The sequence below is a fragment of the Rhizobium sp. BK060 genome (assembly GCF_014193145.1).
Lineage (GTDB): Bacteria > Pseudomonadota > Alphaproteobacteria > Rhizobiales > Rhizobiaceae > Rhizobium.
The window spans coordinates 208,236-234,127 of the sequence record NZ_JACHYW010000002.1 but is presented as its reverse complement, the minus strand read 5'-3'; the positions used below and the strand labels follow the sequence as shown (position 1 = coordinate 234,127).

Here is a 25,892-nt window from a genome sequence, read left to right as displayed (position 1 = left end):
CTACGTTACTTCAAGTCGCTCAGCCGTTCGGGAAGGCCATCCAGACGGCAAGCCACAGCCACATGGCGCCGAGCACCACATAACCGGCTGCAAAGAGCAGGCTACGGTAACGGAGGTCGTTGCAGGTGACATGGACGAAGGCGTGCAGGTAGCGTAGCGCCACGAAAACCCAGGCAAGGACGACGGCAACGAGGTTGTCGGCCTCCGTGATATAGAGGAGGAAGCAGCACGCGTAGAAGAGCACCGGCAACTCGAACTGATTGGCGAGACAATTCTTGACGACGAGGCCTTCCGGCGGCTCGTCGCGATTTTCACGGTAGTTCGAGCGGTGCACCTTTCCGACCTGCACCAATTTCTGGCGGCGATAACCGAGAAGCATGTAGAGGAAATAAACCAAGGCTACGTGGGCGATTGCGGGCCAGAACATTTCGTAGCCGGTCATGCTGTCTCTTCCTTGCGGCTTTCCGTTTGATTTCCGTGCTGTAGAGGAAAAACAGCAAGGCCGCAAATGCCCGCCACAGTTCTGCGGCGGGCGCGGCGATGTCAGACTTGAGCAATGCCGCCGTCGGCCGCGGTGAGACTATCACTCGCTCTCTTCGCTATGCATCGCGCGCACGAGGGCGAAACGGGCAATGACGATCACACAGATGGCTAGACTCGCAAACTTCAGTCGCGTCATCCACGGCAATAGGTCAGCGGCCTGATCCGTCCAGGCGCTGTCTCCGAAAGCAACCAGGCTGGAGATGTTCTCGCCGTAGTCGGAAAGGCCATAGATGAAGGGAAGCGCATAGACGAGCTTGGTCAGGGAAGGACGGATCGGGCGATTGAAGTATGAGCCGCTGGGCCTCAACCTCATCAACACCAGCAGCAGAAGTGCAGTCAAAAGCGCCGGGAAGATCAGCTCGGGACCGGCATACATCGCCCGCAGCAAATTGTTGGCGATCTCGTTCTCGCCGAGGAGTCGCTGCATCCGGCCGATGGTCAATTCGTCGTAACCGGCGAAATAGATATCGAGAACCGCCTGCCCGGTCTCATGTTTGAAGGGGACGACAAAGCCGAATGTCGTCCACGCAAGCACGCCAAGGCAGATGGCCGCGAGCAGCGCGATAATCCAGAGCGGAATACGGCTGCCCGCGTTCATTGTCAGCCGCCGGCGCTCGGATAGTTGGGGCTTTCGCGGGTGATCGTGACGTCGTGGGGATGGCTTTCGCGAAGGCCAGCGCCAGAGATGCGGACGAAGGTCGCGCGCTCCTGGAACTCCTTGATATCCTTGCCGCCGACATAACCCATGGCCGCCTTGAGGCCGCCTGCAAGCTGGTGGAGGACGCCGGAGACCGGACCCTTGTAGGGAACCTGGCCTTCGATGCCCTCAGGCACGAGCTTCAGCGTGTCACGCACTTCGGCCTGGAAGTAGCGGTCTGCCGAGCCGCGCGCCATGGCGCCGACGGAGCCCATGCCACGGTAGGCTTTGAAGGAACGGCCCTGGTAGAGATAGACTTCGCCCGGGCTTTCATCGGTACCGGCAAGCAGCGAGCCGATCATGACGGCGGAAGCGCCGGATGCGATCGCCTTGGCGACGTCGCCCGAGAACTTGATGCCACCGTCCGCGATGACGGGAATGTCCTGGGCCTGGGCTGCCTCGACGGCCGACATGATGGCGGCGAGTTGGGGAACGCCGACACCGGCGACGATGCGTGTCGTGCAGATCGAGCCCGGGCCGATACCGACCTTGACGGCATCCGCACCGGCATCGATCAATGCCCTGGTGCCTTCCGATGTCGCCACGTTGCCAGCCATGACGCGCACGGAGTTGGAAAGCTTCTTTACGCGTGCCACGGCATTGAGAACGCCTTGCGAATGGCCATGGGCGGTATCGACGACCAGAAGATCGACGCCTGCCTCGATCAAGCGTTCGGCACGTTCGAAACCATCGTCACCGACGCCAACGGCAGCAGCGGCGCGCAGGCGGCCCTGCGCATCCTTGGATGCGTTCGGGTTCAGCTGCGACTTTTCAATATCCTTGACGGTGATAAGACCGACGCAGCGACCTTCGCCGTCGACCACCAGCAGCTTCTCTATGCGATGCGCATGAAGCAGACGCTTGGCTTCCTGCTGGTCGACGCTTTCCTTGACGGTGACGAGGTTCTCGCGCGTCATCAACTCGTAGATCTTCTGCTTCGGATCCGACGCGAAGCGGACGTCGCGGTTGGTCAGAATGCCGACGAGACGGCCGGACTTTTCTACGACCGGAATGCCCGAGATGCTGTAGGTCTTCATCAGGCCCAGCGCATCGGCGAGCGTCGCATCAGGGCCGATCGTCACCGGGTTGACGACCATGCCGCTTTCGAACTTCTTGACCTGGCGGACCTGCTCGGCCTGCTCGGACGGCGTCAGGTTCTTGTGGATGACGCCAAGACCGCCGGCCTGCGCCATGGCGATGGCAAGGCGGCTTTCCGTGACGGTATCCATGGCCGAAGAGATGATCGGGATGTTCAGCTCGAAATCAGTGGCGATGCGTGTTGCAACGCTCGTCTGACCGGGCAAAACCTCGGAATGACCGGGCTGCAGGAGCACGTCATCGAAGGTGAGTGCGTCCAAACCGGTGGGCGTTTCTATGATGCGAGCCATGGCCAATTTCCTTCAATTAAGAAAATGCAACGCCTCCCGGAACGAATCGTCCGCACCGGCGGTGTGCAAGGGTTGCGTTGGAAGTTGGCGAGGGCTGGTAACACGTCTATGACAGGAAGGGAATAGCAAAAAGCCCGACGTGTCCGCCGGGCTTGGTATGGCTGCCATGCAGCGACCTCACAGGTCGAACTGATAGGTCTTCGGAACGAAGCGATAGCCGTCCTCGTATGTCTCGACAAAGCCGACGGCCGGGAACGGAATGTGGTAGCCGAGGAAGGCAACCTTGTCGGCGGCGATCATGCCGAACACCTTGCGGCGCGTGGCTGCTGCCTGCGCCTTGTCCATATCGAAGCGAACCTCCCAGTCCGGTTTCTGCAGCGACAGAATATAGTGATTGGCAGTGTCACCCGTCGCCAGGAGGCGCTTGCCCTCGGATTCGACATGGGAAAACCATGTGGCCCTGCGTGTGACCCGGCGCCAGCATCGCGGTGATACCGCCTGCGACTTTGCCGCCATCGCCGATGAAGGTCGCTTTCTCTGCAAGGGGCACCACATTGGCGAGAACCGCCTTGTGGCCACCTTCGGCAGGCGTGCCCTCGCGGGCCTTATCGGTCCAGAAATCAAATTCGATCTGGCCGATGACATAACGCGCATTCTTGAAGGCCGGAGCGCCACCTTCCATCAGGCCGCCGATATGATCGCCATGCAAATGGGTCAGTGCGACCAGCGTGATGTCGTCGGGCGTATAGCCGGCAGCCTTGAGCCCCTCGCGAAGCTGGCCGCTGCCGCGGGCGCGGCCGCCTTCGCCAAAGCTGGTGTCGACGAGGATGACATCCGATCCGGTATCGATCAGCGTCGGGGCATAGGTATTAACGAATTTATCGGTCGGCAGGAAATTCTTCGCGAGCAGCTCCTGGACCGTTTCCGGCTTCTGGTTAGTCCCGAAGGTGTCAAAAGGCTTTTCGGCAATCGTGGCCCCGTCCTTGAAGACAGTAAACTTATAAGAGCCGAGCTTGAATTGATTGAACTGGGGCTGCGTCGTCGCATCCATCTTGGTCTTTTCTCCACTTGCGGCCATTGCGGCCGTCTCTCTCAAAATCATCGGCGCCGCCAGCAGGCCGATGCCCGAAGCAAACAAAGTGCGCCGTTCCCCGACGGTACTGCCATATCCAATCCTTCCAATAACGTGCGACCTCTTTACCGACACCCCCAATGACGAACCGACCGCCGCGTTTCTTGCAGCTGGTCCAAACAAACTTATGTCAATCTTGACCGTTGAAATTGCTGAGCAAGCCGTCTCACGCAGACGTGATGCAAACGTGCTTCAGAAGCGGAAAGAGAGGTTGGCAGAGCCTTTCCCGAGGACTACAGAGCACTGGCTTCCCGAGCCGCCTTCGCAAGACCTTCAAGGCATTCGCGTATGAACCGCATCGTCCCGCTGATCCTCGCCGTCGCTCTCTTCATGGAGCAGATGGACTCCACCGTCATATCGACCGCCCTGCCAGCAATCGCCAACGATCTTCACGTCGGGCCGATCACTTTGAAGCTGGCGCTGACCTCCTACATGGTGTCGCTCGCGGTCTTCATTCCGATCAGCGGCTGGATGGCGGACCGGTTCGGCGCCAAGCGCATCTTCCGCCTCGCCATCTGCGTCTTCGTCGTCGGCTCAATCTTCTGCGCAATCTCGTCTGGCCTGATCGAGTTCGTCTTCGCCCGCTTCCTGCAGGGCATGGGCGGTGCGATGATGACGCCGGTCGGTCGCCTCGTGCTTCTGAGAACGACGAAACGAAGCGAGCTTGTCTCGGCAATGGCGCTGCTGACCATTCCGGCGCTCGTCGGACCGTTGGCCGGCCCGCCGCTCGGCGGCTTCATCACCACCTATTTCACCTGGCACTGGATCTTCCTGATCAACGTGCCGGTTGGCATCATCGGCGTCTGGCTCGCAACGATCTTCCTGCCCGAGGTGGAGGCGACGGCGCCGCCGAAGCTGGATCTTATCGGCTTCCTGCTGACGTCGTTTTCGGCCGCCGGCGTCGTCTTCGGCCTTTCCGTCGTCAGCCTGCCGGCGTTGCCTCCTATTATCGGCATCACGGCGACGGCAATCGGTCTCGTCTGCGGTTTTCTCTACGTGCGCCATGCCAAACGACATCCGGCGCCGATCCTCAACCTGAACCTCTTCCGAAACCCGACCTTCCGCGCATCGACAACCGGCGGCACGCTGTTTCGCATCTGTATCGGCGCCATGCCCTTCCTGACGCCTTTGATGCTGCAGCTCGGCTTCGGCCTGACGCCCTTCCGGTCGGGTCTCATCACCTTTGCCGGCGCGATCGGCGCCATCACCACCAAGTTCATGGCTCGCCGCGTCTTCGCGGCGGCCGGCTTCCGCACCACACTGCTTTCGGCGGCAGGCGTGACGACGATCGTGACGGTCACGACCGGCTTCTTCACGCCGCAGACGCCGCACCTCGTCATCATCGCCATTCTTCTGATCGGCGGCCTTTCGCGGTCGTTCTTCTTTACCGGCGTCAACGCCCTGGCATACGCCGACATCGACGACGCGCAGGCGAGCCAGGCAACGTCGATGAGTTCGGTGATGCAGCAGATCAGCTTGGCACTGGGAGTTGCTGTTGCCGCCGCGATCCTGGAGACGTCGATCTATTTCCGCGGCGAGACGCTGCAGGTGGCCGACTTCCACATTGCCTTCTATGTCATCGCGATCCTGACCGTCGTGGCAACCATCCCCTTCATCCGGATGGACAAGAGCGCCGGCGCTCTCGTTTCCGGCCACCGGGCAAAGCGTCTCGCCCCAGCGACGATCGAGGCGGAACAACAGGCCGTGAAGTAAGGGCTATTCCGCGTTCTCACAGACGGCGCTCAACTTGTTGCCATCCGGATCGCGGACATAAGCAGCATAGAAATTGGCATGGAACGGTCGCAATCCCGGCGCGCCTTCATCGATACCGCCAGCGGCAAGCGCTGCGGCGTGGAATGCGTCCACGTCAGCACGGCGCTCGGCATGAAGCGCGACCATCGAACCATTTCCGCTCGACGCCCGCCTGCGGTTGAATGGGGTTACGATCCAGAGCCGGCAGCGGGTATCCCCATCTGCGGCATAGCCAATTTCTTCTTCGGAGTAGCGCTGACGGCGGTAACCGAGCAGCGGCAGGACGATGTCGTAGAACCGCCTCGCCTGATCGATGTCGTTGGTTCCGAGGGTGACGTAGAGGAGCATGGTAGCCGGGCATTCCAAGTCTTGGGAGGCCGATCATCACTCAAGACCGACCCAAAGATCAAGCTTCGGGAATGTCGGCCTCCGCTTGGCGACCCTTGAAGCCTTTCGCCAGCAGGAACATTTCGACCGACTCCGCCCGCGAGGACGCCGGCTTGACGTGAACGACCTGCTTGAAATGCCGCTTCAGCATGTTGAGAAGCTCGCGTTCCGTGCCGCCCTGGAACGTCTTTGCCAGGAAGTGACCGCCCTCACCTAACACTTCGACAGCAAAGTGGGCCGCTACTTCGCAGAGGTGCATGGTGCGCAGATGGTCGGTCCGATGATGGCCGGTGGTGGGCGCCGCCATATCCGAGATTACCAAATCCGGCGTGCCGCCGACGGCCTCGATCAACTGAGCCGGTGCTGACGGATCGAGGAAGTCCAGCTGCAGGATCTTCACGCCCGGCAGTTGAGTCATCTCCAAAAAGTCGATCGCCGCGACACGGATATCCTCATCGGTCGAGCCGGTGACCTTGGCAGCGATCTGCGACCAGCTTCCGGGTGCAGCGCCAAGATCGATGATGCGACGAGCACCCTTCAAGATGTTGTGCTTCTCATCGATCTCGAGCAGCTTGAAGGCTGCGCGCGCGCGATAACCCTCGAGCTGGGCGCGCTGCACGTAGGGATCGTTGATGTGACGCTGCAGCCATTGCCGCGACGACGCCTTCATCTTCTTGTTCTTGACGCGCTGGCCGAGTTTGCGGCCGGTGCGGTTACCCGCAATGGTTGGCTTCGCCATGCTTGTCCCCTATTTGCCGCGCTGGCCGCGGCGGTTGCGGTGGCGCCGCCACACGCCGTCGTCCGCCATCATGTCCGTGAGCAGGCCTTCCCTCAAGCCGCGATCGGCAACGCGCATGCGCGGGCTCGGCCAGCGACGGCGGATCGCCTCGAGAATGGCGCAGCCTGCAAGCACCAGATCGGCGCGATCCGGCCCAATGCAGGGATTGGCAGCGCGGCTTGCGAAATCCCACGACAGCAGCTTTGCCTGCATCGCCGAAACCTCGTCATCCGAAAGCCAGATGCCATCGACCTTGCGTCTGTCATATCGCGGCAGGTCGAGATGAACGCCGGCGAGCGTCGTCACTGTTCCCGAGGTGCCGATGAGGTGGAAATCATCCGCATGACCGATGTCGATCACAGGGCAATCGAAGCGGTCAAGCATGCCTTCCACCTCCCCCACCATGCCCTCGAAGACATCCGGCGTGACATCACGTCCGCCATGGCGCTCCGAAAGCGTGACGACGCCGACGGGAAGCGAGGTCCAGTGAGTGATGTGGTTGGCGAGGCGATTGAAGCGGTTATCACCGATGCGGATGACCGCGATTTCGGAGGAGCCGCCGCCGATATCGAAGAGAACGACCGAGCGTGTCTCGCGCCCGACAAGCGACGAGCAGCCGGAGACGGCCAGCCGCGCTTCCGTCTCCCGATCGATAATCTCAAGTTCGAGCCCAGTTTCGGCAACGACACGGTCAAGGAACTGGGCGCCGTTGCTCGCCTGCCGGCAGGCCTCGGTCGCAATCAGCCGCATACGGCGGATTTCGCGGTTCTTCAGCTTTGAAGCGCAGACGCGCAGCGCATCGACGGCGCGATCCATCGCATCGTCGGAGAGGCGACCGCTTGCCGCCAGCCCCTCGCCAAGACGCACGATCCGGGAGAAGGCGTCAACGACGCGAAACTGGCCCGGTCGCGTCGGCTGGGCGATCAGCAGACGGCAATTGTTGGTGCCGAGATCGAGAGCGGCATAGAGCTCGTCCGGCCACGGATGTTCGCCCGGGCTGCGCTGCCCGCCGTCGGATTGGCGTGCCGTACGATTGTCGTTCTGGCCGGTTCGCGATTCCGCAGGTCCGTTCCGTCCGGCCGGCACTGGCTGCTGCGGCTGGACCGCGTGTCCGACCGGCGGCTTTTCGTGCGCCAGCGGACGCCCCTGGAGGCCGCGCTTGCCGCGATGCTTGCGGCGATTGCGTCGGCTCGGCGCCGATTCGCTGTCGCCGGGAACGGTGCGTCCTGCGGTTGCGGAGATTTCGTTGTTTGCCCGTTGCGGCTGCTGCACGGCTTCGCCTGAAGCGCCCGCGCCACGGCGGCGACGCTTTCGCTTGCGCGCCGCGTTGCCGGCTTCAATTGGGCGCGCCGCCTCTCCGGTATCGCCGGAGAGGACATGCTGAGCGGACTGGTTCGCATTGCGGGATTGCCCGCCACGCTTGCCCTTGCGGCGCCTGGATTTCTTGCCATCCCTGCGCCCTACCGCCGACGCCCCGTTACCTTGCGGCGTTGAGCCGCCTTCGGGGTCTTCCACGTTCTTTTTCCACCGCGCCGCGCAAGTCCAAAGGTATGCAGCAGGCGCTCGTTCGATTTTGCGTTGGCGCGAAGATACCAGCGCACGGCGAAATCGCCAAATTCTTTTTGGCAGGCGGGATATTAGACCTCCCAGATGACACCAAAAACCATCCGAACGTCACGTGGATTTTTTTCGAAACAGGTATTTGCAATCCTCGATCTTTTGTTTATAAGCGCCGCACACCAGCGGAGCCGCTTCGAGCGCCGCACCTGCTGGGGAATAGTTCAATGGTAGAACAGCGGACTCTGACTCCGTCGATCTTGGTTCGAATCCAGGTTCCCCAGCCAATCAATTTCATCAATGATTTCCGGTAGATACTAATTGCGTTCAGGCAGATTTGTCTCATTGTCATGTCGCATCATGTTGCAACCTATTGCGCTTGGTTTTCAGGCATTTCAAAGAGGTAGCGGCTACTCCATGCAACATGGAATGCAACATGCGACATGACTGGCAGATTGCCTTGCGAAGCGCGGCGATCGAATATCTCGATGGGATTCGGCCGACAGCACCTGCCGGACAAATGACGAGGAGGTAAAATGCGACAACGTGATGAACCCCTCACTTCGGAGGATTTGACCGTCTGCGATGAGGTGTTGCAGCGCATCACGGAAAAGCACGTGGCGACGTCAAGGAAACGTTTGGCATCGCCCACTGACAGCAAGCTCGGTTCGCCAAGGAACGACACGCCGGACATCATCGTGGAGATCGATCCTGACCCCGAACCGCCGATGATCTGATCGGAGGCAGGCCAGTGCGCTCTAGTCGCAAACGTTCCTGTATCGCACCACCCGATGGCCATAGCGGTATCTGTAGTATTTCTGTGTCCAGCACCGTTGGCCATAGCGATAGTCGTCATCGTCGTCATCGTATGCATAGCGTGGCGAGTAGCGATAGTACCGTGGCGCTGGTGGATCATCGTAGTAGCGAGGTCCTGCGCCATACTCAAAGTAGATCTGAGAGAATGCCGGCGACGCTGACAACGCAGTCGCGAACGCTAGCGCTGCGATAGCGAGCTTTTTCATTTTTCATTCCCATTCCGGTTTACGCATAGTCATTGGCAAGGCTGTGTCTCAAGCCTAGGATCCTTAATACGTCATTAGCGTTGTTCCTGAACATCGGACCTAAGTCCGAGATTGATCGGACTTCGGCTCGGGCGCCTTCAGGACCTTTGTCCGACTGTTCAAGCCGCCCCTGTCCTGCATAATTTGTGCTGTCCCAAAACCCATCGGACACCGGAATGCTCCGGGCGCGCGCCTCGCGTGCCACACCCGGAGCCTTCCGGATCTGATAATGGTCACCGTTCCCAATTGACAGAATCGGGAATATTCTGACTATCTCCCTCTAAAGTTGCGGGAATCATAAAATTTCAACCGTTTTGCAGTTTTGCGGCAGTCCTTGTCGGACTTCTCGTCGCGCAGTCGGTGTTGGCTGAAGAGTGGATGTTACCTGAGCCAACCTGCGTCGATGTAATTGAAGCATACGTCAATACCCGCAAAGGCAGCGAATACCGCGAGTTGATTTACCAACCCATGAAGAGCGGGAAATTAAGAGAATACGATCCGGCGAGCTCGGTCGTGTCTCCGTATCTGAATGGAGATTAAATGCGTGACCAACGTTGAAAAGCTGAAAGCGCGCCGCCTCGAGCTTCAATTCGAGATCGACCGCGCGGAGAGGCATCGATCCGGGGAGCGAATGAGTACCAGGTTGCGAAGAGATTTTAGCAGGACATTCCGGATGTCCGCCTATCTTCGGCGAAGTCGCACGCCTTGACTATAACGGCGACAGCCACAAGCTTTGATTGGCGAGGAGGCTAGTCATGTGCGGGCGCATCTAAATCAAAGCAACGCTCGAGGAGATGCTGCAGAACTTTGCCTTCGCAGGTCGCGGCGACGTGCGAACATCGTTATCATCATCGATGGGTACAACTTCGACGGTTTTGCCGTATCGGGAGGAGAAGAATTAGCGCTCCCGCTCACCACGCCTAATTCCTTGCGAGAAGAACAACGTTCTCGTTCGACAAGGTGACAGCCACAGGAACGCCATTGATCCGAATGGTAACCTCTCCCTTTTCATCATCCACGGCAGTAATCTCGCCAAATAGACTGACGCGGTCTTTTATACTGAAATTCCTGCCTGCTGTGTCGGAACGCCACATCGAGTCGTCCCAATATAGGTCGAGTTCCGATATGCCGACGCTCGTGAGAAAGCTAGCCTTCAGGTTTTGCTCCAACCACTCTGTCGAACAGCCAAGGGCGGTCGCGGCCGCTTCAACGTCAGAATAGTCGTTCTCACCGCCCTCGCCCCAGGTAACCTTGACGGACTCGCCCCTGTCTGGATTTCGATAGATCCGAACGTTCTTCTGTCTCATGCTTCGATCTCCTATTGGCTCTGGGTGACCGTTGTCGTGCGCGCCTTCTTTCGTACTGATTGCTTGTTAATCCACCGGGCAAAGATTGCGGATAAGCGATCTATTGTAAAGGCACTAATCTTCTTGTGCAGGTTGTCGGAGCCATAGTTCGTGACGCTTAGGGAGAAGATCAGTTGCGGGATTTTGATTTCGGGCATGGCGCCGACGATGCCCCTAGGCTTCATCCGGCGTCGCGACGACGGTTGCGGCCATCGGTTCAGGCTCCGCTTCAGTGTCAGCGGTCCCGTTTTGCTCTTCTATCCCGAGCTGCGCTGCCAGAAGGACTGAAACGATTCCATGGAGCGGTTGGAGATGCCGAATGTCGCATATCTAACTGGCCGAAGCAGCCGGACGTGACATTTTAGCTTTGCACAAGAGCGGACATTCCAACTCCTCCGCCACACCGCCTTAAGCGCTCAACGATATCGCGCGACAGTCAAGCCATCTTTTTCCAGCCGGCCCAAGCTGGGTTCACAGCACAGGGACTTCGAGGCCAGCCTTGATACGGTCCATCGCTACAAATGTGCGGAACCGTTTGACGTTGTTGTTTCCAAAGAAGAGCTGCTTGGTCAGGGCCTCGTACGCAGTCATTGAAGGTACGACAATGACCAGGACGAAATCCGCCTCGCCCGTCACGTAGTAGCATTGCTGGATCTCGGGAGTGGTGGCGAACTCGCGCTTCGCATTTTCGATCTGCTCCGCCGTTTCACTGATGACTTCGACCTCGACGAAGATGGTGATCGGATGGCCGAGCGCAGCGGGATCAACGATCGCGACGTTCGCTTGGATCACGCCAGCCTCCGTCATCCTCTTCATCCGGCGCTGGACCGCGGGAGCGGACAGGTTCACCGCCTCCCCGATCGTCCGTTGCGGCGTCATGTTGTCCTTTTGCAGGATGGCGAGGATCTGCCGGTCGAAATCATCCAATGCCACCCGGCGTGCAGTCGCACCCATTTGGACCTCCAAGCGAAACAAACTTGCAAAATTTGCCCCGAGATACAGCGCACTCTGCGTGTGAGATGCAATATATTTCCCCTCGAACTTAGCGAGGTCCATCATGTTTCTCAAAAATTTGAATGTTGCATACAAGACTCCGCTCGATCCGCGTGACTCGGAAACGCTTGGCGTAGAAGCCGTGACAGAGGTTCAGCGGTTCCTATCCTACCGGGAAAACAACGCGGAGACGCCTCTCGTATCCCTGTCCGCGCTCGCTCACGAGCTCGGCGTGTCCAGCATCCACCTGAAGGACGAAGGATTCCGGCTCGGTCTCGGCAGCTTCAAGGCGCTCGGTGGATCGTACGCCGTGATCCGGCTCGTCCTCGAAGAGGCCAGCAGGCGATTGTCCCGGCAGCTCGACGTGTCGGAACTTCACACGCCTGACGTCGCCGCAATCACGCAAACCATGACGGTCGCCTGCGCCACAGACGGCAACCATGGACGGTCCGTCGCGCAGGGCGCTCAGCTTGTCGGCGCGAAGGCAGCCATCTTTGTGCATTCCGGTGTCAGCGACGAACGGGTCGCGGCGATAGCCCGGTTCAGCGCGGACATGATCCGGGTGGAGGGCACTTACGACGACTCCGTGAGAGAAGCATCCAAAGTCGCTGCCGAACGCGGATGGACGATCGTGTCAGACACGTCATGGCCCGGCTATGAGCGTATTCCCGGCCTTGTGATGCAGGGCTACACCGCGATCATCCAGGAGGCGCTCAGGAAGATGCCGGAGCCTCCGACACATGTGTTCGTTCAGTCTGGCGTCGGCGGCATCGCCGCGGCCGCCGCCGGCCATCTCGCTATCGTCCTGGGTGACGAACGACCGGTGTTCACCGTCGTTGATCCGAGCCGAGCCGCTTGCATCGTCGAAACCGCCAAGGCGGGACATCCTGTGATCATCCCCCATGGCGAACCGACGGTCATGGCGATGCTGGAGTGCTACGAACCCTCATTGGTGGCCTGGCGTATCCTCTCGCGCGTGGCCGACGCCTTCATGACTGTGGACGAGGATGACGCCATCACCGTGATGAGGAAACTGGCGTATCCAACCGCGGGCGATCCGGCGGTGGTGGCAGGTGAAAGCGGAGGCGTAGGCCTGGCAGGGTTGATCAAGGCAATCGGCGATCCGGCGAGCAAGGCCGCCTTGCAGCTTGGCCCGTATTCGCGGGTTCTCGTGATCAACACTGAGGGCGCGACCGACCCTGTCAAATACGAGGAAATTGTCGGGGAAGCTCCCGGCGCCGTTTTGTCGAGGAATGCGGAGGCAGTGGCATGACTGGATCATCGGTGAATGCAAAGCGTCTGCTCGGACGTCTCCTCGAACTGGGGTCAATCGGCAGAGACGATAATGGACGTCTGATCAGGCTTGCCGCATCCGACACCGACAAGCTCGGTCGGGATTGCTTAACCTCTTGGATGCGGGAGGCGGGACTTGAGGTCGCAGTGGACCGCATCGGCAACGTCTTCGGCATCTGGACGCCGTCGGGAGCGGCCGGCTCTACGAAGCCCTTGATGCTGGGGTCGCATATCGACACGGTCATCAATGCCGGCATTTTCGACGGATGCTATGGCGTCCTTTCCGGACTTGAAGTGATCGAGACCTTAAAGACAGACGGGTTCGATCCCGTCCGCCCGATCGTGGTCGGCGCATTCACCAATGAGGAAGGCGTTCGCTACGCACCCGACATGATGGGCTCTCTCGTCTATTCGGGGGGACTTGATGTCGATGAAGCACTTGCCACTGTTGGCACAGACGGTTCAGTCCTTGGGGACGAGCTTGCCAGGATCGGTTATGCGGGAACGCATGAGCCGGGCTTCATGCAGCCTCACGCCTATGTAGAACTGCACATCGAACAAGGCCCGCTGCTCGAGCGTGAAGGGGTTCCGGTTGGAGCCGTCGAGAACCTCCAAGGTATTTCCTGGCAGAAGGTGACGATCGAAGGTGACGCCAACCACGCGGGCACTACTCCGATCTCGATGCGCCGGGATGCAGGCCTGGCTGCGGCGCGTGTCATTACCTTCCTGCGCGAACGGGCGAAGGCGTCGAACACGCCGACGGTGGCGACGGTCGGCCGCATGGAGCTCGAACCAAACGCGATCAACGTGATTCCATCGAAGGCGACGTTCACCGTCGACCTCCGCGATCCGGACGAGGATCGTCTTTTGGCCGAGGAATCCGCCCTTGCCGAGTATCTCTACAAGTTGGCCGCCGAAGAGCAGGTCACGATCTCCACGGAACGTCTGGCGAGGTTCAAACCCGTGGCATTCAACAGCAGCATCGTGGCTGCTGTTGAGGTGGCCGCGGCCGCGCGCGGATTGAAATCCAGGCGGATGACATCCGGAGCAGGACACGACGCCCAGATGATCGCGCGGATCGCGCCGTCGGCGATGATCTTCGTGCCAAGCATCGCAGGCATCAGCCATAATCCGAAAGAACACACGCCCGACGCCGATCTGATTGCGGGTGCCAACATCTTGCTTGACGTGGTCCGCAAGCTCACCGCGTCGGAGGATTAAAGCGATGACCGACATCAAGACACTTCACGCGGAAATGACCCGATGGCGCAGGCACCTGCATGCCAATCCCGAATTCGGCTTCGAGGAGAGGGCGACATCCGCATTCGTCGCCGCCAAACTGAGGGAGTTCGGCCTAAATGACGTCACCGAGGGCGTCGGCGGCACAGGCGTGGTGGGAACTCTCAGGCGCGGTACCGGCAATCGCGCAATCGCCCTGCGCGCCGACATCGACGCACTGCGGATCACCGAAGAGGGCGCGCCGGACTACAAATCCCGGAACGACGGTGTCATGCACGCCTGCGGTCACGACGGTCATGCCGCAATGCTATTGGGCGCCGCGAAGCTGCTCGCCGAGGAAGGTGGTTTCAACGGCATCGTCCGGTTCGTTTTCCAGCCTGCCGAGGAATGGGGCAAAGGCGCGCTGTCGATGATGTCGGACGGCCTGTTCGAAAAGCATCCCTTCGATGAAATTTATGGCATCCACAACATGCCGGGGCTTCCGGTCGGCAACTTTGAGACCAAGGCTGGAGCCTTCATGTCGGCCGAAGACAATTTCGAGATCACTTTGAGGGGCGTGGGTGGCCATGCCGCACGTCCGCATTGGGGCAATGAGGTGCTGGTGGCAGCATGCGCTCTGGTGACGAACCTCCAGACGATCGTCGCAAGGCGCATCGACCCCGCCGACATCGGCGTCGTCTCCGTGACCGAGCTGATCACCGACGGCACCAGAAACGCCCTGCCCGGTACGGCGCAAATTCTGGGCGACTGCCGCAGCTTCAGAAGCGAGGTCAGCGAGCGTATCGAAAAACAAATGCGGGTGATCACGGAAGGGACTGCACTCGCCTTCAATATCGAAGCGGACGTCCACTATACCCGGGAATTCGTTCCCCTGCTGAACGACGCCGCCTTGACCGATGAGGCCATGGCCGTTGCGACAGAGCTTTTCGGGGCATCACAGGTGCGGACCGCCTCGAAGCCCATGACCGCATCGGAAGACTTCGCGCAGTTCCTCAGCCGTGTCCCTGGATGCTTCGTCTTCCTCGGTAATGGGAAGGAGTCGGCTCCACTTCATAACCCGAGCTACGACTTCAACGACGAGGGCCTCGTCCACGGCATGCGCTTCCACGTAGGAATCGTGCGTCGACGACTTCCGGCCAATTGAACTCACACCGCGGGTCCGTCAGGGTGGAGAGTGTTCGCGATATTGCACCGTAGCGGAAATAATTGCCGCTCGTCCCCTGTGTTGACTGAGGCCCAAAGCCGGGGCACAAAGCTGGCATCCACGGTCGCTCGCGGCGGAAAAACAGAGGGAATTTCAAGCTTATTTCGCTAAACCTTTGAAATTGTGTTAGAATCAAGACTCCCCTAGCCAATTCTCTCTAATTTCCCTTGGATGCTTGCTCTCTCCGACGGGACAGATCCCGTTTAGGCGTCGATAGCGGCAAGCAAGGGCAGTGTCCCAGGTGGCATCAAAGGATGCGCGCGATAAAGCGAGCATTATAATGACGTAGGGTGTCACCCTCACCCGACGATCAGCAGCGCGACACCGGTGCCAAGCAGCACCAGCGTCCATACGAGATCCACGTTGATCCAGGCACTGCGCAATATCTCGAGCCCGACCCAGCGATAGACCGCCAGGGCAACGAGACCTGTGACCGCCAACATCGCAAGGGTGTGGACACCGACCGCTGCGATCGTCATCGCCGCGGACCCAACGCCGCCGATTTCGCGCAATGGCGACTCCGTGAGGCAGAGGGGCATCAAGGCCGGCAGAACCATGAGCCCCGCACCATGGGCCGTCGCCATCAGGAACGACCAGAAGGCAAGGCCGGCAAGCCCCGTGCGCAAGCCGATGCGAACGCGGCGGGTGTGGCCGAAGACCTGATGCCAGATAGCCCATACAACAAGGGCCCCACCGGTGGCCGTGCATACAGCATCCTGGTTCACGAGCAGGCCGGCGGCGACAACGGTTCCGGCGACCAATGCGATGGAGACAGCATGCCCGAGGGCGATGGCGGGTACCGCCTGGACCACCGCGGCCGAACTCTGCCGGTGAACGCCAAGTGCGACGGCAAACAGCCATCCCATCGCCGGATTGAGACCATGGAAGGCGCCCAGTCCCGCCAGCAGCATCCAGGGCCAGAGCTCGTTCATGGGCGCCTCATCTGGCTGACGTCATTTTCCCTACGGGTAACAGTAAGAATCTGACGAGCAATCTCCACCCTGCAGACGGACCTGGTGCGGGCGATGTGACTTCGGCCATTCGACGAAGAATTTCTCGTCAAAGGCAATGCCGCCGTCCGGTTCCGCGTCAAGTTTCACCATCCAGCCAGAGACGCCGTCGGGATAGAACTGCTCGTCGATCGCCCCATAGAGTGAGTTCGTGAAATAGACGCGGCGACCGTCTCGGCTGATCTCGACCATTTGCGGGCCACCATTCAGCGCGCCGTTATTCGCCCCTGGATGCGAAGCACGCGAAACGATACCGCCGATCCGGACCTTGCCAGTCAGCTTCGGCTTGAACGGATCGGAGACATCGTACTGACGCAGGTCGCCGGTTCCCCAGCAGGACACGTAGAGAAATCTGTCATCCATCGAAAGATCGATGTCGGTGACGAGCGGCGGCACGGCATTGAAACCCTTCAGCACCGGCGGCAACAGGTCCGGATCGGCGGGCTCGGCCGGAATATCTATCACCTTTGTCACCCCCCACTTCGCGCCGTCGCGGTGCCAGACCCAGATCGAGGAGGAGAGGTCCTCGAGGCTGAGCACGCAGTTGACAAATCCATAGGCCTTGGTCGGGTCGTGCGCGGGCCTGAGTTCGAATACAAGCTGATATTTGTCGCCAAAATCGATGCTCTGCAGGTGCTTGCGCTTGTGCAAATCCCAAAAATGCAGACGGCGGCCGTATTTCGCGCCGAGCAGAATTTCCGGGATCAAGCCGTTTTCGAACGTATCCGGCGTGCCCCACTCGCTGGTGACGAGCGTATCGTGGCCAAGGTGCCACCAGACGTCATAGGAAAGCTGTTGCGGCCCCCGATCCATTTCCCACTGGCCGCGGACCTCGAAGGTCTCGTGATCCATTAGAAAAATGCCGCCTGGGGCCTTGCCTTCGGCATTACCAAGTGCGGCAACATAGATGCCCTCCGGGCCGCAATGAATTGTGTGCGGCCGGGAATAACCAGCCCGTTCGGCCACTTCGCCGGGCTCGATCACCTTGACGATGGACGGGCTCCTGCCATCCGGTTTGGTGTCGATGATATGGATGCGGGAGGATTTTAGTCCCGGCACGACCAGATAGCGGCGCTCCGCATGCGGGTGCGGTGCGTTCGGACATAGACAGGACGAGCAGGCGTTCCAGCCGAAATGATGCAATTCGTCGCCGACATTGGGCATCGCGAGGTTATTTACGATCTGCCCGTAAGAAGCCGATTTCGGATCTACATCGACGACCGCCAGCTCGTCGGGAACCGCTCGCGCCGGATCGAAGGCGACGACGTAGGCAAGCGTCTCCGGCGCGGCTTTCATGGCCATTCGCGGTGACGGATAAAAGCTTGGATCGGGTTTCCACGTTACCATGTGAAGTGCTCCTGGCTCGCGTTTGCTGAACAACAAAAAATGTTCGCTAGATGCTTGCCGACAGCCGACTCACCGCTGCGGACGGGGCAGGATCCAAGGACGTTTCGACGAGATATCGATTCGAAACCGGCTGAGCGAGCCGTAGAGGCAATCCTCCCCACGCAATTGTCTCAAATAATGCCGGGTTTGGGCAGTCCCTTTTTCGCCGCTCTCGCGCGGCTTCCACCTCATCAACGGGACTTTGAGATGTCAGAGCAAAAGAAATCGATAGCAACAGGCATTGGCATAGAGGTGTTGCAGCACGGGCCGCCGCAGACGGCAATGTCTCTTAGCCGTAAAGATAGTTCGGAAGCCACAGTGTCATGCCCGGCCATACATACATGATAATCATGCAGAGGATGACGATCAGCATGTAGGGCATCATGCCGGCGAAGATCTGGTTGAGGGTGACGTGCGGTGGCGAGACGCCCTTGAGATAATAGGCTGACATCGCCACCGGCGGCGACAGGAACGCCGCCTGCAGATTGACGAAGACGAGCACGCCCCAGAGGATCGGATCTATATCGAAGTGCCTCAGCATCGGAAGGAAGATCGGCACGAAAATGATGATGATCTCGGTCCATTCGAGCGGCCAGCCGAGAATGAAGATGATCGCCTGCGACAGAATCATGAACTGCACGGGCGTGAGATCGAGCGCCAGCACCCACTCTTCAACCAGTGCCTGGCCGCCGAGGATAGCGAAGACAGCGGAAAAGAGCGCCGAACCGACGAAGAGCCAGCAAACCATGGCCGTGGTCTTCGCTGTCAGGAAGACCGCCTCCTTCGTGCGTTTCCAGTTGAGCGTCCGGGCCTGGAACGCCAGCAGAAAGGCGCCGGCGGCCCCAACCGCGGCGGACTCGGTCGCCGTCGTGATGCCGAACAGAATGACGGCGAGCACGACAACGGTCAGGATCCCGAGCGGCATGACCGACGAAACCAGCAGTTTCACAACCTGCAGCCGCTCCGCACTCATATTCCTGTAGTAGCGCAGGAGTACCGCCGCTGCGATTGCGGCGATGATCCCGAAGGCCACGTAGAAAGTGGTTGCTGGCCCATTCACCGCCACCGGCTCGGCGTCAGATGCGGGTGCGCCGAGTTGTTCCAACCCTTCCGGTGCTTCCGCCACTGCCGATGCCTGAGGATAGATGACGACATACCACCACACGAGCGCCAGAGTGAATGCCGTCAGCGAGAAGGGCACGAGCGCAGCGCAAGCATTCTTGACCAGCTTCCAGTAGCTGAGCCGCCCCTCGCCCGTCTCGAGCGCCATCGCCTTTGATGGCGAGACCAATGCGCGGAGAAGCCCGACGAGCATGTTGTGGGAATAGAGCGCCTGAAAACGCTCCATCCAGCTGGGCACGGGGACTCTCGTCTGTTGCTCGGGCAGGGCGGGCGCGATCTTCGGACTGATGGTCGCCCAGCCGAGGATGTAGGCGAGATAGAGAAGCGCGAGAAAGAAGCCGGGAAACATCGCGGCGGCATAGAGTTTGACGACAGATTGTCCCGCAACCGCAGCATAGACAATGATCATCACGGATGGCGGAATCAGAATGCCCAGCGTGCCGCCGGCGGTGATCACTCCCGAGGCCAGCCTGACGTCATAGCCGGCGCGCAGCATCGGGTTCATTGCAATGACGCCCATCAGCACCACCACCGCTCCGACAAGGCCGCTGGCAATGCCCCAGAAGGTGCAGACGATGAGGGTCGCAACGGCAAGCGAGGCGGGAATCCGCCGGAAGGAAAGCTGGATGCTGTAGAACATCTTGTCCACCAGCGCACCACGCTCCATCACGTAGCCCATCAGCACGAAGAGCGGGATGGAGATCAGGACATCGTTGGTCATCGCCCCATAGGTGCGCTGAACCATCAGGTCGAAGACGCGGTTGTCGATCCAGTGCTCGGCCGGATTGTAGAATGCGTAGAAGCCGAAAATCATGCCGAGCCCCATCAGCGTGAAGGCTGTCGGGAACCCCATGACGATGACGACCACGATGAGAATTAGCATCGTCAGTCCGAGGAACGGATCAGTCACGTCTCGATGTCTCCTCCCCGGCCCCGTTGCCGCGCCGCCCTGTCGATATCCTGGGCGTGCTGGATCGCCGCCTCGCGCGTTTGCGCGTCTATGTGCTCGCTATGCGCAAGCTGTTCGGCGACAACGTCGATGTCCTCCACATCCTTGAGCCGGCGCGGCCATTCTCCGGTCCTCAGGCAGAGGATGCAGCGCGCGATCTCGGCGAGCCCCTGAATGAGGACAAGTACGCCCGCTACCGGAATGACGGTCTTGAAGTAGTAGATCGGCGGGCCTTCCGCCGTGACGGTCGAATGCTCGCCGATCCGCCAGGATAGCCCCGCATAGTGGTAACCGGCATAGATGAGCGCGGCGACGCCCGGCAGGAAGAATAGGATATAAAGAAGGAGATCGAGCGTCGCCTGTATGCGAGGCCTGAGCGAGCTGTAGAGAAAGTCGCCGCGTACATGGGCATTCTGCGCCAGCGCATAGGCTCCGGCGAGCATGAACAGGGTGCCGTAGAACATATTGCTAACATCGAAAATCCACGCTGTCGGCATGTTCATGATGTAGCGCTTGAAGACTTCGATGCAGACGAGCGTCATCAGGCCGATGATCAGCCACGCCGCAGCCTTGCCGACCCACACGCTGATCGCATCGATCCTGATGAGAAACTGCTGAACGTCCACGGGTGCCCCCCGAGATAGCTTATACCTTCGTTAGAAGCACCGTTGTCCGGTGATAACGTTATAGTTCCTTCGCAACTCCGTTCGGGCCGAAGTAGTGATCGAAGGCTAGCCGGCGGTTGACGACGGTATCCTGTTCCCACCGCGTTGCCCGCGCCGCAAAAGCTATTTGCGACTGGATAACCTCCTTGAACAGCGGGTTTTCCGCTGCCTTCTTCTTCACGACCTCGTCGTAGACGTCCAGTTGCCGTTTGAGGATCGCTTCCGGCGTCTTGTAGAACTTGACCTTGTCGGTTGTTTGCATCTCCGCGTAGTCGGTCGAATAGCGGTCGATCGCCTTCCAGTGCATGTCCTGAGAGGCGGCCTCCGCGGCATTGGAGATGATCGCCTTCATCTGGTCAGGCAATGAATCGTATTTCGCTTTGTTGAACAGCACCTCGAACTGCTCGGCATTCTGGTGATAGCTTTGCAGCATGCAAATCTTAGAGACGTCAGGGAAACCCAAAGCCCGGTCGGACGACGCGTTGTTGAACTCGGCCGCGTCGAGCAGGCCGCGGTCCAATGCCGCCACGATCTCGCCGCCAGGCAGCGCATTGACCGCGGCACCAAGGCCGGTGAACACATCAATGGAAATGCCGACGGTGCGGAATTTCAGTCCCTGAAAATCCTCCACCTTGGCGACCGGCTTCTTGAACCAGCCGAGCGGCTGTGTCGGCATCGGCCCGTAGAGGAACGAAACCACATTGGCCCCGATCGATTCATAGAGCTTTACGAGGAGGTCCCTGCCGCCGCCGTATTTGTGCCAGGCGAGCAACATGTTGGCATCCATGGCAAATCCCGGCCCCGAGCCCCACAGAGCCAGCGCCGCCTGTTTGCCGTAGTGATACGCAACCACGCCGTGCCCTCCGTCGAGCGTCCCCTGGGAGACCGCGTCGAGCAAGCCGAAGGCAGGCACCACCGCACCTGCCGGCAGCACTTCAATTTTGAGATCGCCGCCGGTCATGTCAGTGACCTTTTTTGCGAAATCAAGCGCGAATTCGTGAAAGATGTCCTTGGATGGCCAGGTGCTCTGCCAACGCATGTTGACCGGCCCCTGCGCCTTGACGACGCTTGGTGCTGCGATCATCGCCGCACCGGCCATGGCTGCCCCGCTTAGAAATTTACGGCGCGACGGTCTCCCCCTGATCTGCATGTGTTTCATCTTTTCCTCCCGAAGTACGGGCTTCCTCGTCCTTATGGGCCAACTGCGGAAAAGGGTTCTGCAGTTTTCCGCTCGTTCCCGCTCATAATTTCTATTTTAGATTTAGATAATACTCCTCAATGAGCTCCAACTACAACACCTGTGCGTCCGCACCTTTCCCTGACTACCAGCTCCCGAAGCGCCATCTGGCTGGCCCGTTAGAACTGCCCGGCGTCGACCCCGACAGCGGCGGTTAGGGCGTGCATGCACTAACGATGTAGGCGATTGTTGGAGGCGTCGACTGGCGATAGTTGATAAGCATCCCCGGCTGATTTAAGCCACGCTGCTTCCGCTTTGCGCCAGAGGCGATCATCGCTCACGATCGGAAAAACATAGGGAATTCAGAGGAAATATTGTTAGTCTTTGAAATGCGGAAACCCGGAGTCATCAGCCAAATTCCCTCCTGAGCATCACGCTAAGGTCTTTTTCCTCACATCCTCCGCCAGTTCCTGCATGCGGTCGATCGGAATGCGGCCGATCAGCATGAAGGCATGCGTTGGATTTGACCAGTAGACAACGTTCAAGCCGTGTCGGCCTTCGACGTCAGGCTCCTTCGTACCGACAGCCGAGCGGACAATGCACAGCGCCAGCGGCCCCGTCTCGGGGTCTAGATAGGCAATCTGCGCCAGCGGCTTGTCGTCATACTGCAACAGCTGAGCACGCTTGAACTCGATACCCGGCAGCGACACCGTCTGAGGTGAAAGGGAAAGGCCAAGCTTGTCGTCGAGGAGAGCCAGTTGCGCGGCCTGCGCGTCATCGGACGGCGACGGGCCGGCCAGAGTATCCGCGGTATAGAGGGTAATGTATTCGGCAACCACAGTGCGCCATTCGCTGTTTTCATCAGGCGCATGCAAGCGATTGCGAATGCCGATGAAGGCCCGGTCGGCGACAACACCCGCGACGAGGCAGACGGCAATCGCGCTAAGGAAGCCTCGGCGACTGGGGCGCGAAGGAGCCGGCTTTGCATCGCCCGGCACAATGCCGAGCATAGCATCGAGTTCGGTCTTCGGCGCCGCGGTAAGCAGCGGCTCGAAGGCTTGCTTGAACTGGAGGCTGCTACGCGACAGGAACTTCAGCCTTGCGCCCACACGCTCGTTCGAATGGAGAAGCGCCTCGATGCGCGACACTTCCGCATCCGACAGTTCGCCGTCGATATAGGCCGTTAACTCCTCATCGGAAAGGATCGGGTTCTTGTCGTTCATGTCGCCCCCTCTCCCGAGACATTGGCTGCGATCTTGGCGCGCGCCGCGGCAAGGCGGCTCATCACGGTTCCGATCGGGATATCCAATATGCTTGCTACCTCCCTGTAGGAAAGGCCTTCCACATAGGCGAGGAAGACGGCGGCCCGTTGCGCATCCGGCAGCGCATTGACCAATCGTAGAACCTGGTTCGCCATGACATGCGTTTCCGTGTCATGGGCTCCATCGACGACCAAGGCCTCGTTAGCATCGACAAAGCCCTGACCGAGGCGCACCCGCTGCGATCGGATTTCATTCAACCAGATGGAATGCAGAATAGAGAACAACCAGCGGTCCAGCCGCGTTCCGGCCTCGAACTGTTCAAAGCGCTCAAGGGCACGCAGGCAGGTCTGTTGCACGAGATCGTCGGCAATATCGCGGCGATGCGAGAGCACGAGGCCATAGCGCCACAGCCGCACAAGATTATCCGCCAGGCCGCTCCTGATGTCGGCTTCGCTTGCGATGAGAGCCTCCGCCACGGGTTTTCCTTCCAAAGCCGCCGGTTGCACCGACGGCCTCGGTTTTGCGCGACTATAGGCAGGAAATGTGGTGTATGCGACCGGCATTTGGTAGTTCCCGTTCAACCGAAATTGCACATTCCCGCTTTACGTCAGCGTCATAGCTCCTACGGCTTGAGGATCGCTTCGTTGAGATCGCGATACGCCTCGCATTCGGTGCCGCAGATCGTCTTGATCGTTTCGAGCTGCTCCTTGGCGAGATCAAGACGTCCCTTGATGACGTAGGCTTCGCCGAGATATTCGCGAACCTGCGCATAGTTGGGATCAAGCTCGACGGATTTCAGGTAGTAGGAAATTCCCTCGTCCGTGCGGCCAAGCTTGCGGGTGGCGTAGCCGCGATAGTTCAGGGCCTCGGCGGTATTCGGGTTCTTCAACGTATCGAGCATGGCAAGCGCTTCTTCGTAGCGGCCGGCCTTTGCCAGCGAATAGGCATAGTCCGTGCGGTTTTCTTCCGTCACGTTGGCGCTACTCTGCTTGACGCACCGCTTCGTTTTCTTGTCATACAGCTGGCCCTTCTTGCAGGTCGGCATGGTGCCGCTGCTGCCGCCAGAACTACCGGCGCCACTGGAGCCACTTCCGCTGCCGCTGCCACCGCCGCCTATCGCGAAGGCAGGGGCAGAAAGCGCGAAAGCGGCAATGCAGCCGCCGACCAGGATGGAAGCAATACGAACAGTCGCGATCGTCATGGGATATCTCCTAGGAAAATGACGTTAGCGGCGAGTGAACACTGTTGGCTGGCACTTTATTCGATTGCGTGTTCTTCTTTTTTCTGGCGTCGCAGCTCCGGCGCCAGCGAATAAATGCAGGTCTGAGGTGTTAGCCGCTCACGCGCCGGCCACAAGGAGCATTCCGTGAGTGATACCGCAAAATTACTGAGTCTTGCCGTTGCAACGCCGGAACATGTCATCACACAAAAGGAAGCGGCGGCGACTTCCGCCCGTTTGTTTTCATCACGCTTCAAGGATTTCTCCCACCTTGCCAGCGTCTTCGACAATGCCGGCATTAGGAAACGCTATGCCGCTCGTCCACTGGAATGGTTCATCGAGCCGCACGGCTGGCAGGACCGGATGGAAGCCTACGGCGATGTGGCGCGCAGCCTGTTTTTCGAGACAGCCACCAATGCGCTGATGAAGGCGGGCCTGCGAGGGTCCGACGTCGACTGCATCGTCACGATCTCGTCCACCGGCATTGCCACACCGAGCCTTGATGCACAGCTCGCACAGAAAATGGGCTTTCGCTCGGATATCGAACGTGTTCCGGTTTTCGGACTCGGCTGCGCGGCCGGTGTTTCCGGCTTCGCCATCGCCTCGCGGTTCGCCCGGGATCGGCCAGGCGCAACAGTGCTTTTCGTGGCAATCGAACTTTGCACGCTGGCGTTCCGTCTGGACGAACTGACGCGCGCGAACATCATCGCCACGGCGCTTTTCGGCGATGGCGCGGCAGCCTGCATACTCCGGGCAGGACCGGAGGGAAAGGTGGAGGTCGAGTCGACGGGTGAGCATCTCTTCCCCGATACGCTCGGCATCATGGGGTGGAAGATTGACGACACCGGCTTCGGTGTGGTTCTCGCTCAATCGTTGCCGCCCTTTGCCGAAACGGAACTCGGCCCGGCTGTCGACGGAATACTGGCGCGCAACGGTCTTTCTCGGGCCGACATCGATCGCTTCATCTGCCATCCCGGCGGGACGAGGGTGCTGACTGCCCTTGAAAGCGCGCTGTCACTTGAAGCAGGAACCCTGGACCACGAACGCGCGGTGCTTGCCGAATACGGCAACATGTCTTCGCCCACGGTGCTCTTCGTGCTCGAGCGCGCCTTGAAGGCGGGGCTGCCGGAGCGCAGCGCGATGGTCGCGATGGGGCCGGGCTTTACGGCAAGCTGCGTGACCTTAAAGAGGGTCGCATGATGTGGCCCTCAATTGCACTCCTCGTCTTCGTGACGGCACAGCGCCTCGCGGAACTTGCTCTTGCCCGCCACAATACACAGGTGCTTCTGAGCAGCGGCGCGAAGGAGGTCGCGCCGCTGCACTATCCTTACATGGTGGCCCTGCATAGCTGCTGGATCACCGGATTGTGGCTGCTGGCGATCGGCCGCCCGGTCGACCCGCTATGGTTTGCCGTTTTCATGGTCCTGCAGGCGGGTCGGCTCTGGGTCATAGGCACGCTCAAGGGACGATGGACGACACGCATCATCGTGCTGCCGGGCGCTCCGCTCGTCAGCAGTGGACCCTACCGGTTCCTGGCCCACCCCAACTATGTCGTCGTGGTAGGCGAGATCGCCATCCTTCCTCTGGCCTTCGGCATGCCCGTCTACGCAGCGATATTTTCGGTGCTCAACGCCGCAGTGCTTTATGTCCGCATCAAAGCTGAAAACGAGGCACTGAAAACGACAATGTTTTTGAAATGAAACGAAATTTTTCGTTTGCCTGTAGCTTGTCG

24 protein-coding genes, 1 tRNA gene and 1 pseudogene are annotated in these 25,892 nt (G+C 59.8%); 8 read left to right on the top strand and 18 right to left on the bottom strand.

Annotated elements, in window-relative coordinates:
- Positions 1 to 19 precede the first annotated feature (19 nt).
- The 4 genes and pseudogenes from FHT71_RS03295 to FHT71_RS03280 all read right to left on the bottom strand — a co-directional run bounded on the left by FHT71_RS03295 (position 20) and on the right by FHT71_RS03280 (position 3,730).
- Positions 20 to 442 carry an MAPEG family protein gene (locus FHT71_RS03295; RefSeq protein WP_183718881.1) on the bottom strand — a complete coding sequence of 141 codons (423 nt, stop codon included), beginning with the start codon at positions 440 to 442 and terminating at the stop codon, positions 20 to 22.
- A 141-nt stretch (positions 443 to 583) separates the two neighbouring features.
- Entirely contained in the window at positions 584 to 1,141 is a 558-nt protein-coding gene (locus FHT71_RS03290; protein ID WP_132588381.1) for a hypothetical protein, read from the bottom strand.
- A gap of 2 nt (positions 1,142 to 1,143) precedes the next feature.
- Positions 1,144 to 2,628 carry an IMP dehydrogenase gene (gene guaB, locus FHT71_RS03285; RefSeq protein ID WP_007799299.1) on the bottom strand — a complete coding sequence of 495 codons (1,485 nt, stop codon included), beginning with the start codon at positions 2,626 to 2,628 and terminating at the stop codon, positions 1,144 to 1,146.
- A 177-nt stretch (positions 2,629 to 2,805) separates the two neighbouring features.
- Positions 2,806 to 3,730, bottom strand: a pseudogene (locus FHT71_RS03280) (MBL fold metallo-hydrolase).
- A 318-nt stretch (positions 3,731 to 4,048) separates the two neighbouring features.
- On the opposite strand from FHT71_RS03280, the gene FHT71_RS03275 reads away from it, so the two are divergent.
- Entirely contained in the window at positions 4,049 to 5,473 is a 1,425-nt protein-coding gene (locus FHT71_RS03275; protein WP_183718879.1) for an MFS transporter, read from the top strand.
- A 3-nt stretch (positions 5,474 to 5,476) separates the two neighbouring features.
- On the opposite strand, the gene FHT71_RS03270 is transcribed toward FHT71_RS03275, so the two are convergent.
- The 3 genes from FHT71_RS03270 to FHT71_RS03260 are packed head-to-tail and all read right to left on the bottom strand — an operon-like array spanning position 5,477 to position 8,192.
- The gene (locus FHT71_RS03270; protein WP_132588379.1) at positions 5,477 to 5,860 is read right to left on the bottom strand and encodes a VOC family protein; all 384 of its coding nucleotides are present in this window, start codon (positions 5,858 to 5,860) and stop codon (positions 5,477 to 5,479) included.
- 58 nt (positions 5,861 to 5,918) lie between these two features.
- Complete coding sequence (locus FHT71_RS03265) at positions 5,919 to 6,638, bottom strand: RlmE family RNA methyltransferase (protein ID WP_132588378.1); 720 nt, start codon at positions 6,636 to 6,638, stop codon at positions 5,919 to 5,921.
- Positions 6,639 to 6,647: 9 nt separating this feature from the next.
- Positions 6,648 to 8,192, bottom strand: a complete 1,545-nt coding sequence (locus FHT71_RS03260) for a Ppx/GppA phosphatase family protein (protein WP_132588377.1) — start codon at positions 8,190 to 8,192, stop codon at positions 6,648 to 6,650.
- Positions 8,193 to 8,447: 255 nt separating this feature from the next.
- Here FHT71_RS03260 and FHT71_RS03255 point away from each other — a divergent pair.
- A tRNA-Gln gene (locus FHT71_RS03255) sits at positions 8,448 to 8,521 on the top strand.
- A gap of 249 nt (positions 8,522 to 8,770) precedes the next feature.
- Positions 8,771 to 8,971: a hypothetical protein gene (locus FHT71_RS03250; protein ID WP_183718952.1), complete on the top strand. Its 201-nt coding sequence runs from the start codon at positions 8,771 to 8,773 to the stop codon at positions 8,969 to 8,971.
- Between the two features lie 21 nt (positions 8,972 to 8,992).
- Here the strand turns inward: FHT71_RS03250 and FHT71_RS03245 are convergent, their stop codons facing one another.
- From FHT71_RS03245 to FHT71_RS03235, 3 genes are all read right to left on the bottom strand, one after another.
- A complete protein-coding gene (locus tag FHT71_RS03245) occupies positions 8,993 to 9,256 on the bottom strand; it encodes a hypothetical protein (protein ID WP_007799367.1) in 264 nt (87 codons plus the stop codon).
- Positions 9,257 to 10,215: 959 nt separating this feature from the next.
- Positions 10,216 to 10,602, bottom strand: coding sequence for a hypothetical protein (locus FHT71_RS03240; protein WP_132588376.1), 387 nt, complete (start codon positions 10,600 to 10,602; stop codon positions 10,216 to 10,218).
- Between the two features lie 510 nt (positions 10,603 to 11,112).
- Positions 11,113 to 11,595, bottom strand: a complete 483-nt coding sequence (locus FHT71_RS03235) for an Lrp/AsnC family transcriptional regulator (RefSeq protein ID WP_132588375.1) — start codon at positions 11,593 to 11,595, stop codon at positions 11,113 to 11,115.
- 103 nt (positions 11,596 to 11,698) lie between these two features.
- Between FHT71_RS03235 and FHT71_RS03230 the strand changes: the two genes are divergently transcribed.
- The 3 genes from FHT71_RS03230 to FHT71_RS03220 are packed head-to-tail and all read left to right on the top strand — an operon-like array spanning position 11,699 to position 15,310.
- The gene (locus FHT71_RS03230) at positions 11,699 to 12,907 is read left to right on the top strand and encodes a diaminopropionate ammonia-lyase (protein ID WP_132588374.1); all 1,209 of its coding nucleotides are present in this window, start codon (positions 11,699 to 11,701) and stop codon (positions 12,905 to 12,907) included.
- Complete coding sequence (locus tag FHT71_RS03225; RefSeq protein WP_132588373.1) at positions 12,904 to 14,148, top strand: Zn-dependent hydrolase; 1,245 nt, start codon at positions 12,904 to 12,906, stop codon at positions 14,146 to 14,148. The genes FHT71_RS03230 and FHT71_RS03225 overlap by 4 nt, the downstream gene beginning before the upstream one ends.
- Positions 14,149 to 14,152: 4 nt before the next feature.
- Positions 14,153 to 15,310, top strand: a complete 1,158-nt coding sequence (locus FHT71_RS03220) for a M20 aminoacylase family protein (RefSeq protein WP_183718877.1) — start codon at positions 14,153 to 14,155, stop codon at positions 15,308 to 15,310.
- A 359-nt stretch (positions 15,311 to 15,669) separates the two neighbouring features.
- Here FHT71_RS03220 and FHT71_RS03215 read toward each other — a convergent pair whose 3' ends face one another.
- From FHT71_RS03215 to FHT71_RS03180, 8 genes are all read right to left on the bottom strand, one after another.
- Positions 15,670 to 16,302: a hypothetical protein gene (locus FHT71_RS03215; RefSeq protein WP_183718875.1), complete on the bottom strand. Its 633-nt coding sequence runs from the start codon at positions 16,300 to 16,302 to the stop codon at positions 15,670 to 15,672.
- A gap of 30 nt (positions 16,303 to 16,332) precedes the next feature.
- Complete coding sequence (locus tag FHT71_RS03210; protein ID WP_132588371.1) at positions 16,333 to 17,727, bottom strand: selenium-binding family protein; 1,395 nt, start codon at positions 17,725 to 17,727, stop codon at positions 16,333 to 16,335.
- A gap of 328 nt (positions 17,728 to 18,055) precedes the next feature.
- Complete coding sequence (locus FHT71_RS03205) at positions 18,056 to 19,798, bottom strand: TRAP transporter large permease subunit (RefSeq protein ID WP_132588370.1); 1,743 nt, start codon at positions 19,796 to 19,798, stop codon at positions 18,056 to 18,058.
- Positions 19,795 to 20,463: a TRAP transporter small permease subunit gene (locus FHT71_RS03200; protein WP_132588369.1), complete on the bottom strand. Its 669-nt coding sequence runs from the start codon at positions 20,461 to 20,463 to the stop codon at positions 19,795 to 19,797. The genes FHT71_RS03205 and FHT71_RS03200 overlap by 4 nt, the downstream gene beginning before the upstream one ends.
- A 58-nt stretch (positions 20,464 to 20,521) precedes the next feature.
- Complete coding sequence (locus FHT71_RS03195) at positions 20,522 to 21,661, bottom strand: TRAP transporter substrate-binding protein (RefSeq protein WP_132588368.1); 1,140 nt, start codon at positions 21,659 to 21,661, stop codon at positions 20,522 to 20,524.
- 449 nt (positions 21,662 to 22,110) lie between these two features.
- Complete coding sequence (locus FHT71_RS03190) at positions 22,111 to 22,902, bottom strand: anti-sigma factor (RefSeq protein ID WP_132588367.1); 792 nt, start codon at positions 22,900 to 22,902, stop codon at positions 22,111 to 22,113.
- Complete coding sequence (locus FHT71_RS03185; protein WP_132588366.1) at positions 22,899 to 23,504, bottom strand: RNA polymerase sigma factor; 606 nt, start codon at positions 23,502 to 23,504, stop codon at positions 22,899 to 22,901. Before FHT71_RS03185 ends, FHT71_RS03190 begins: the two co-directional genes overlap by 4 nt.
- A 59-nt stretch (positions 23,505 to 23,563) precedes the next feature.
- Positions 23,564 to 24,142, bottom strand: coding sequence for a tetratricopeptide repeat protein (locus tag FHT71_RS03180; RefSeq protein ID WP_132588365.1), 579 nt, complete (start codon positions 24,140 to 24,142; stop codon positions 23,564 to 23,566).
- Between the two features lie 165 nt (positions 24,143 to 24,307).
- On the opposite strand from FHT71_RS03180, the gene FHT71_RS03175 reads away from it, so the two are divergent.
- Entirely contained in the window at positions 24,308 to 25,360 is a 1,053-nt protein-coding gene (locus FHT71_RS03175) for a type III polyketide synthase (RefSeq protein WP_183718873.1), read from the top strand.
- Entirely contained in the window at positions 25,357 to 25,860 is a 504-nt protein-coding gene (locus tag FHT71_RS03170) for an isoprenylcysteine carboxylmethyltransferase family protein (RefSeq protein WP_132588363.1), read from the top strand. The genes FHT71_RS03175 and FHT71_RS03170 overlap by 4 nt, the downstream gene beginning before the upstream one ends.
- The last annotated feature ends 32 nt before the right edge of the window (positions 25,861 to 25,892 follow it).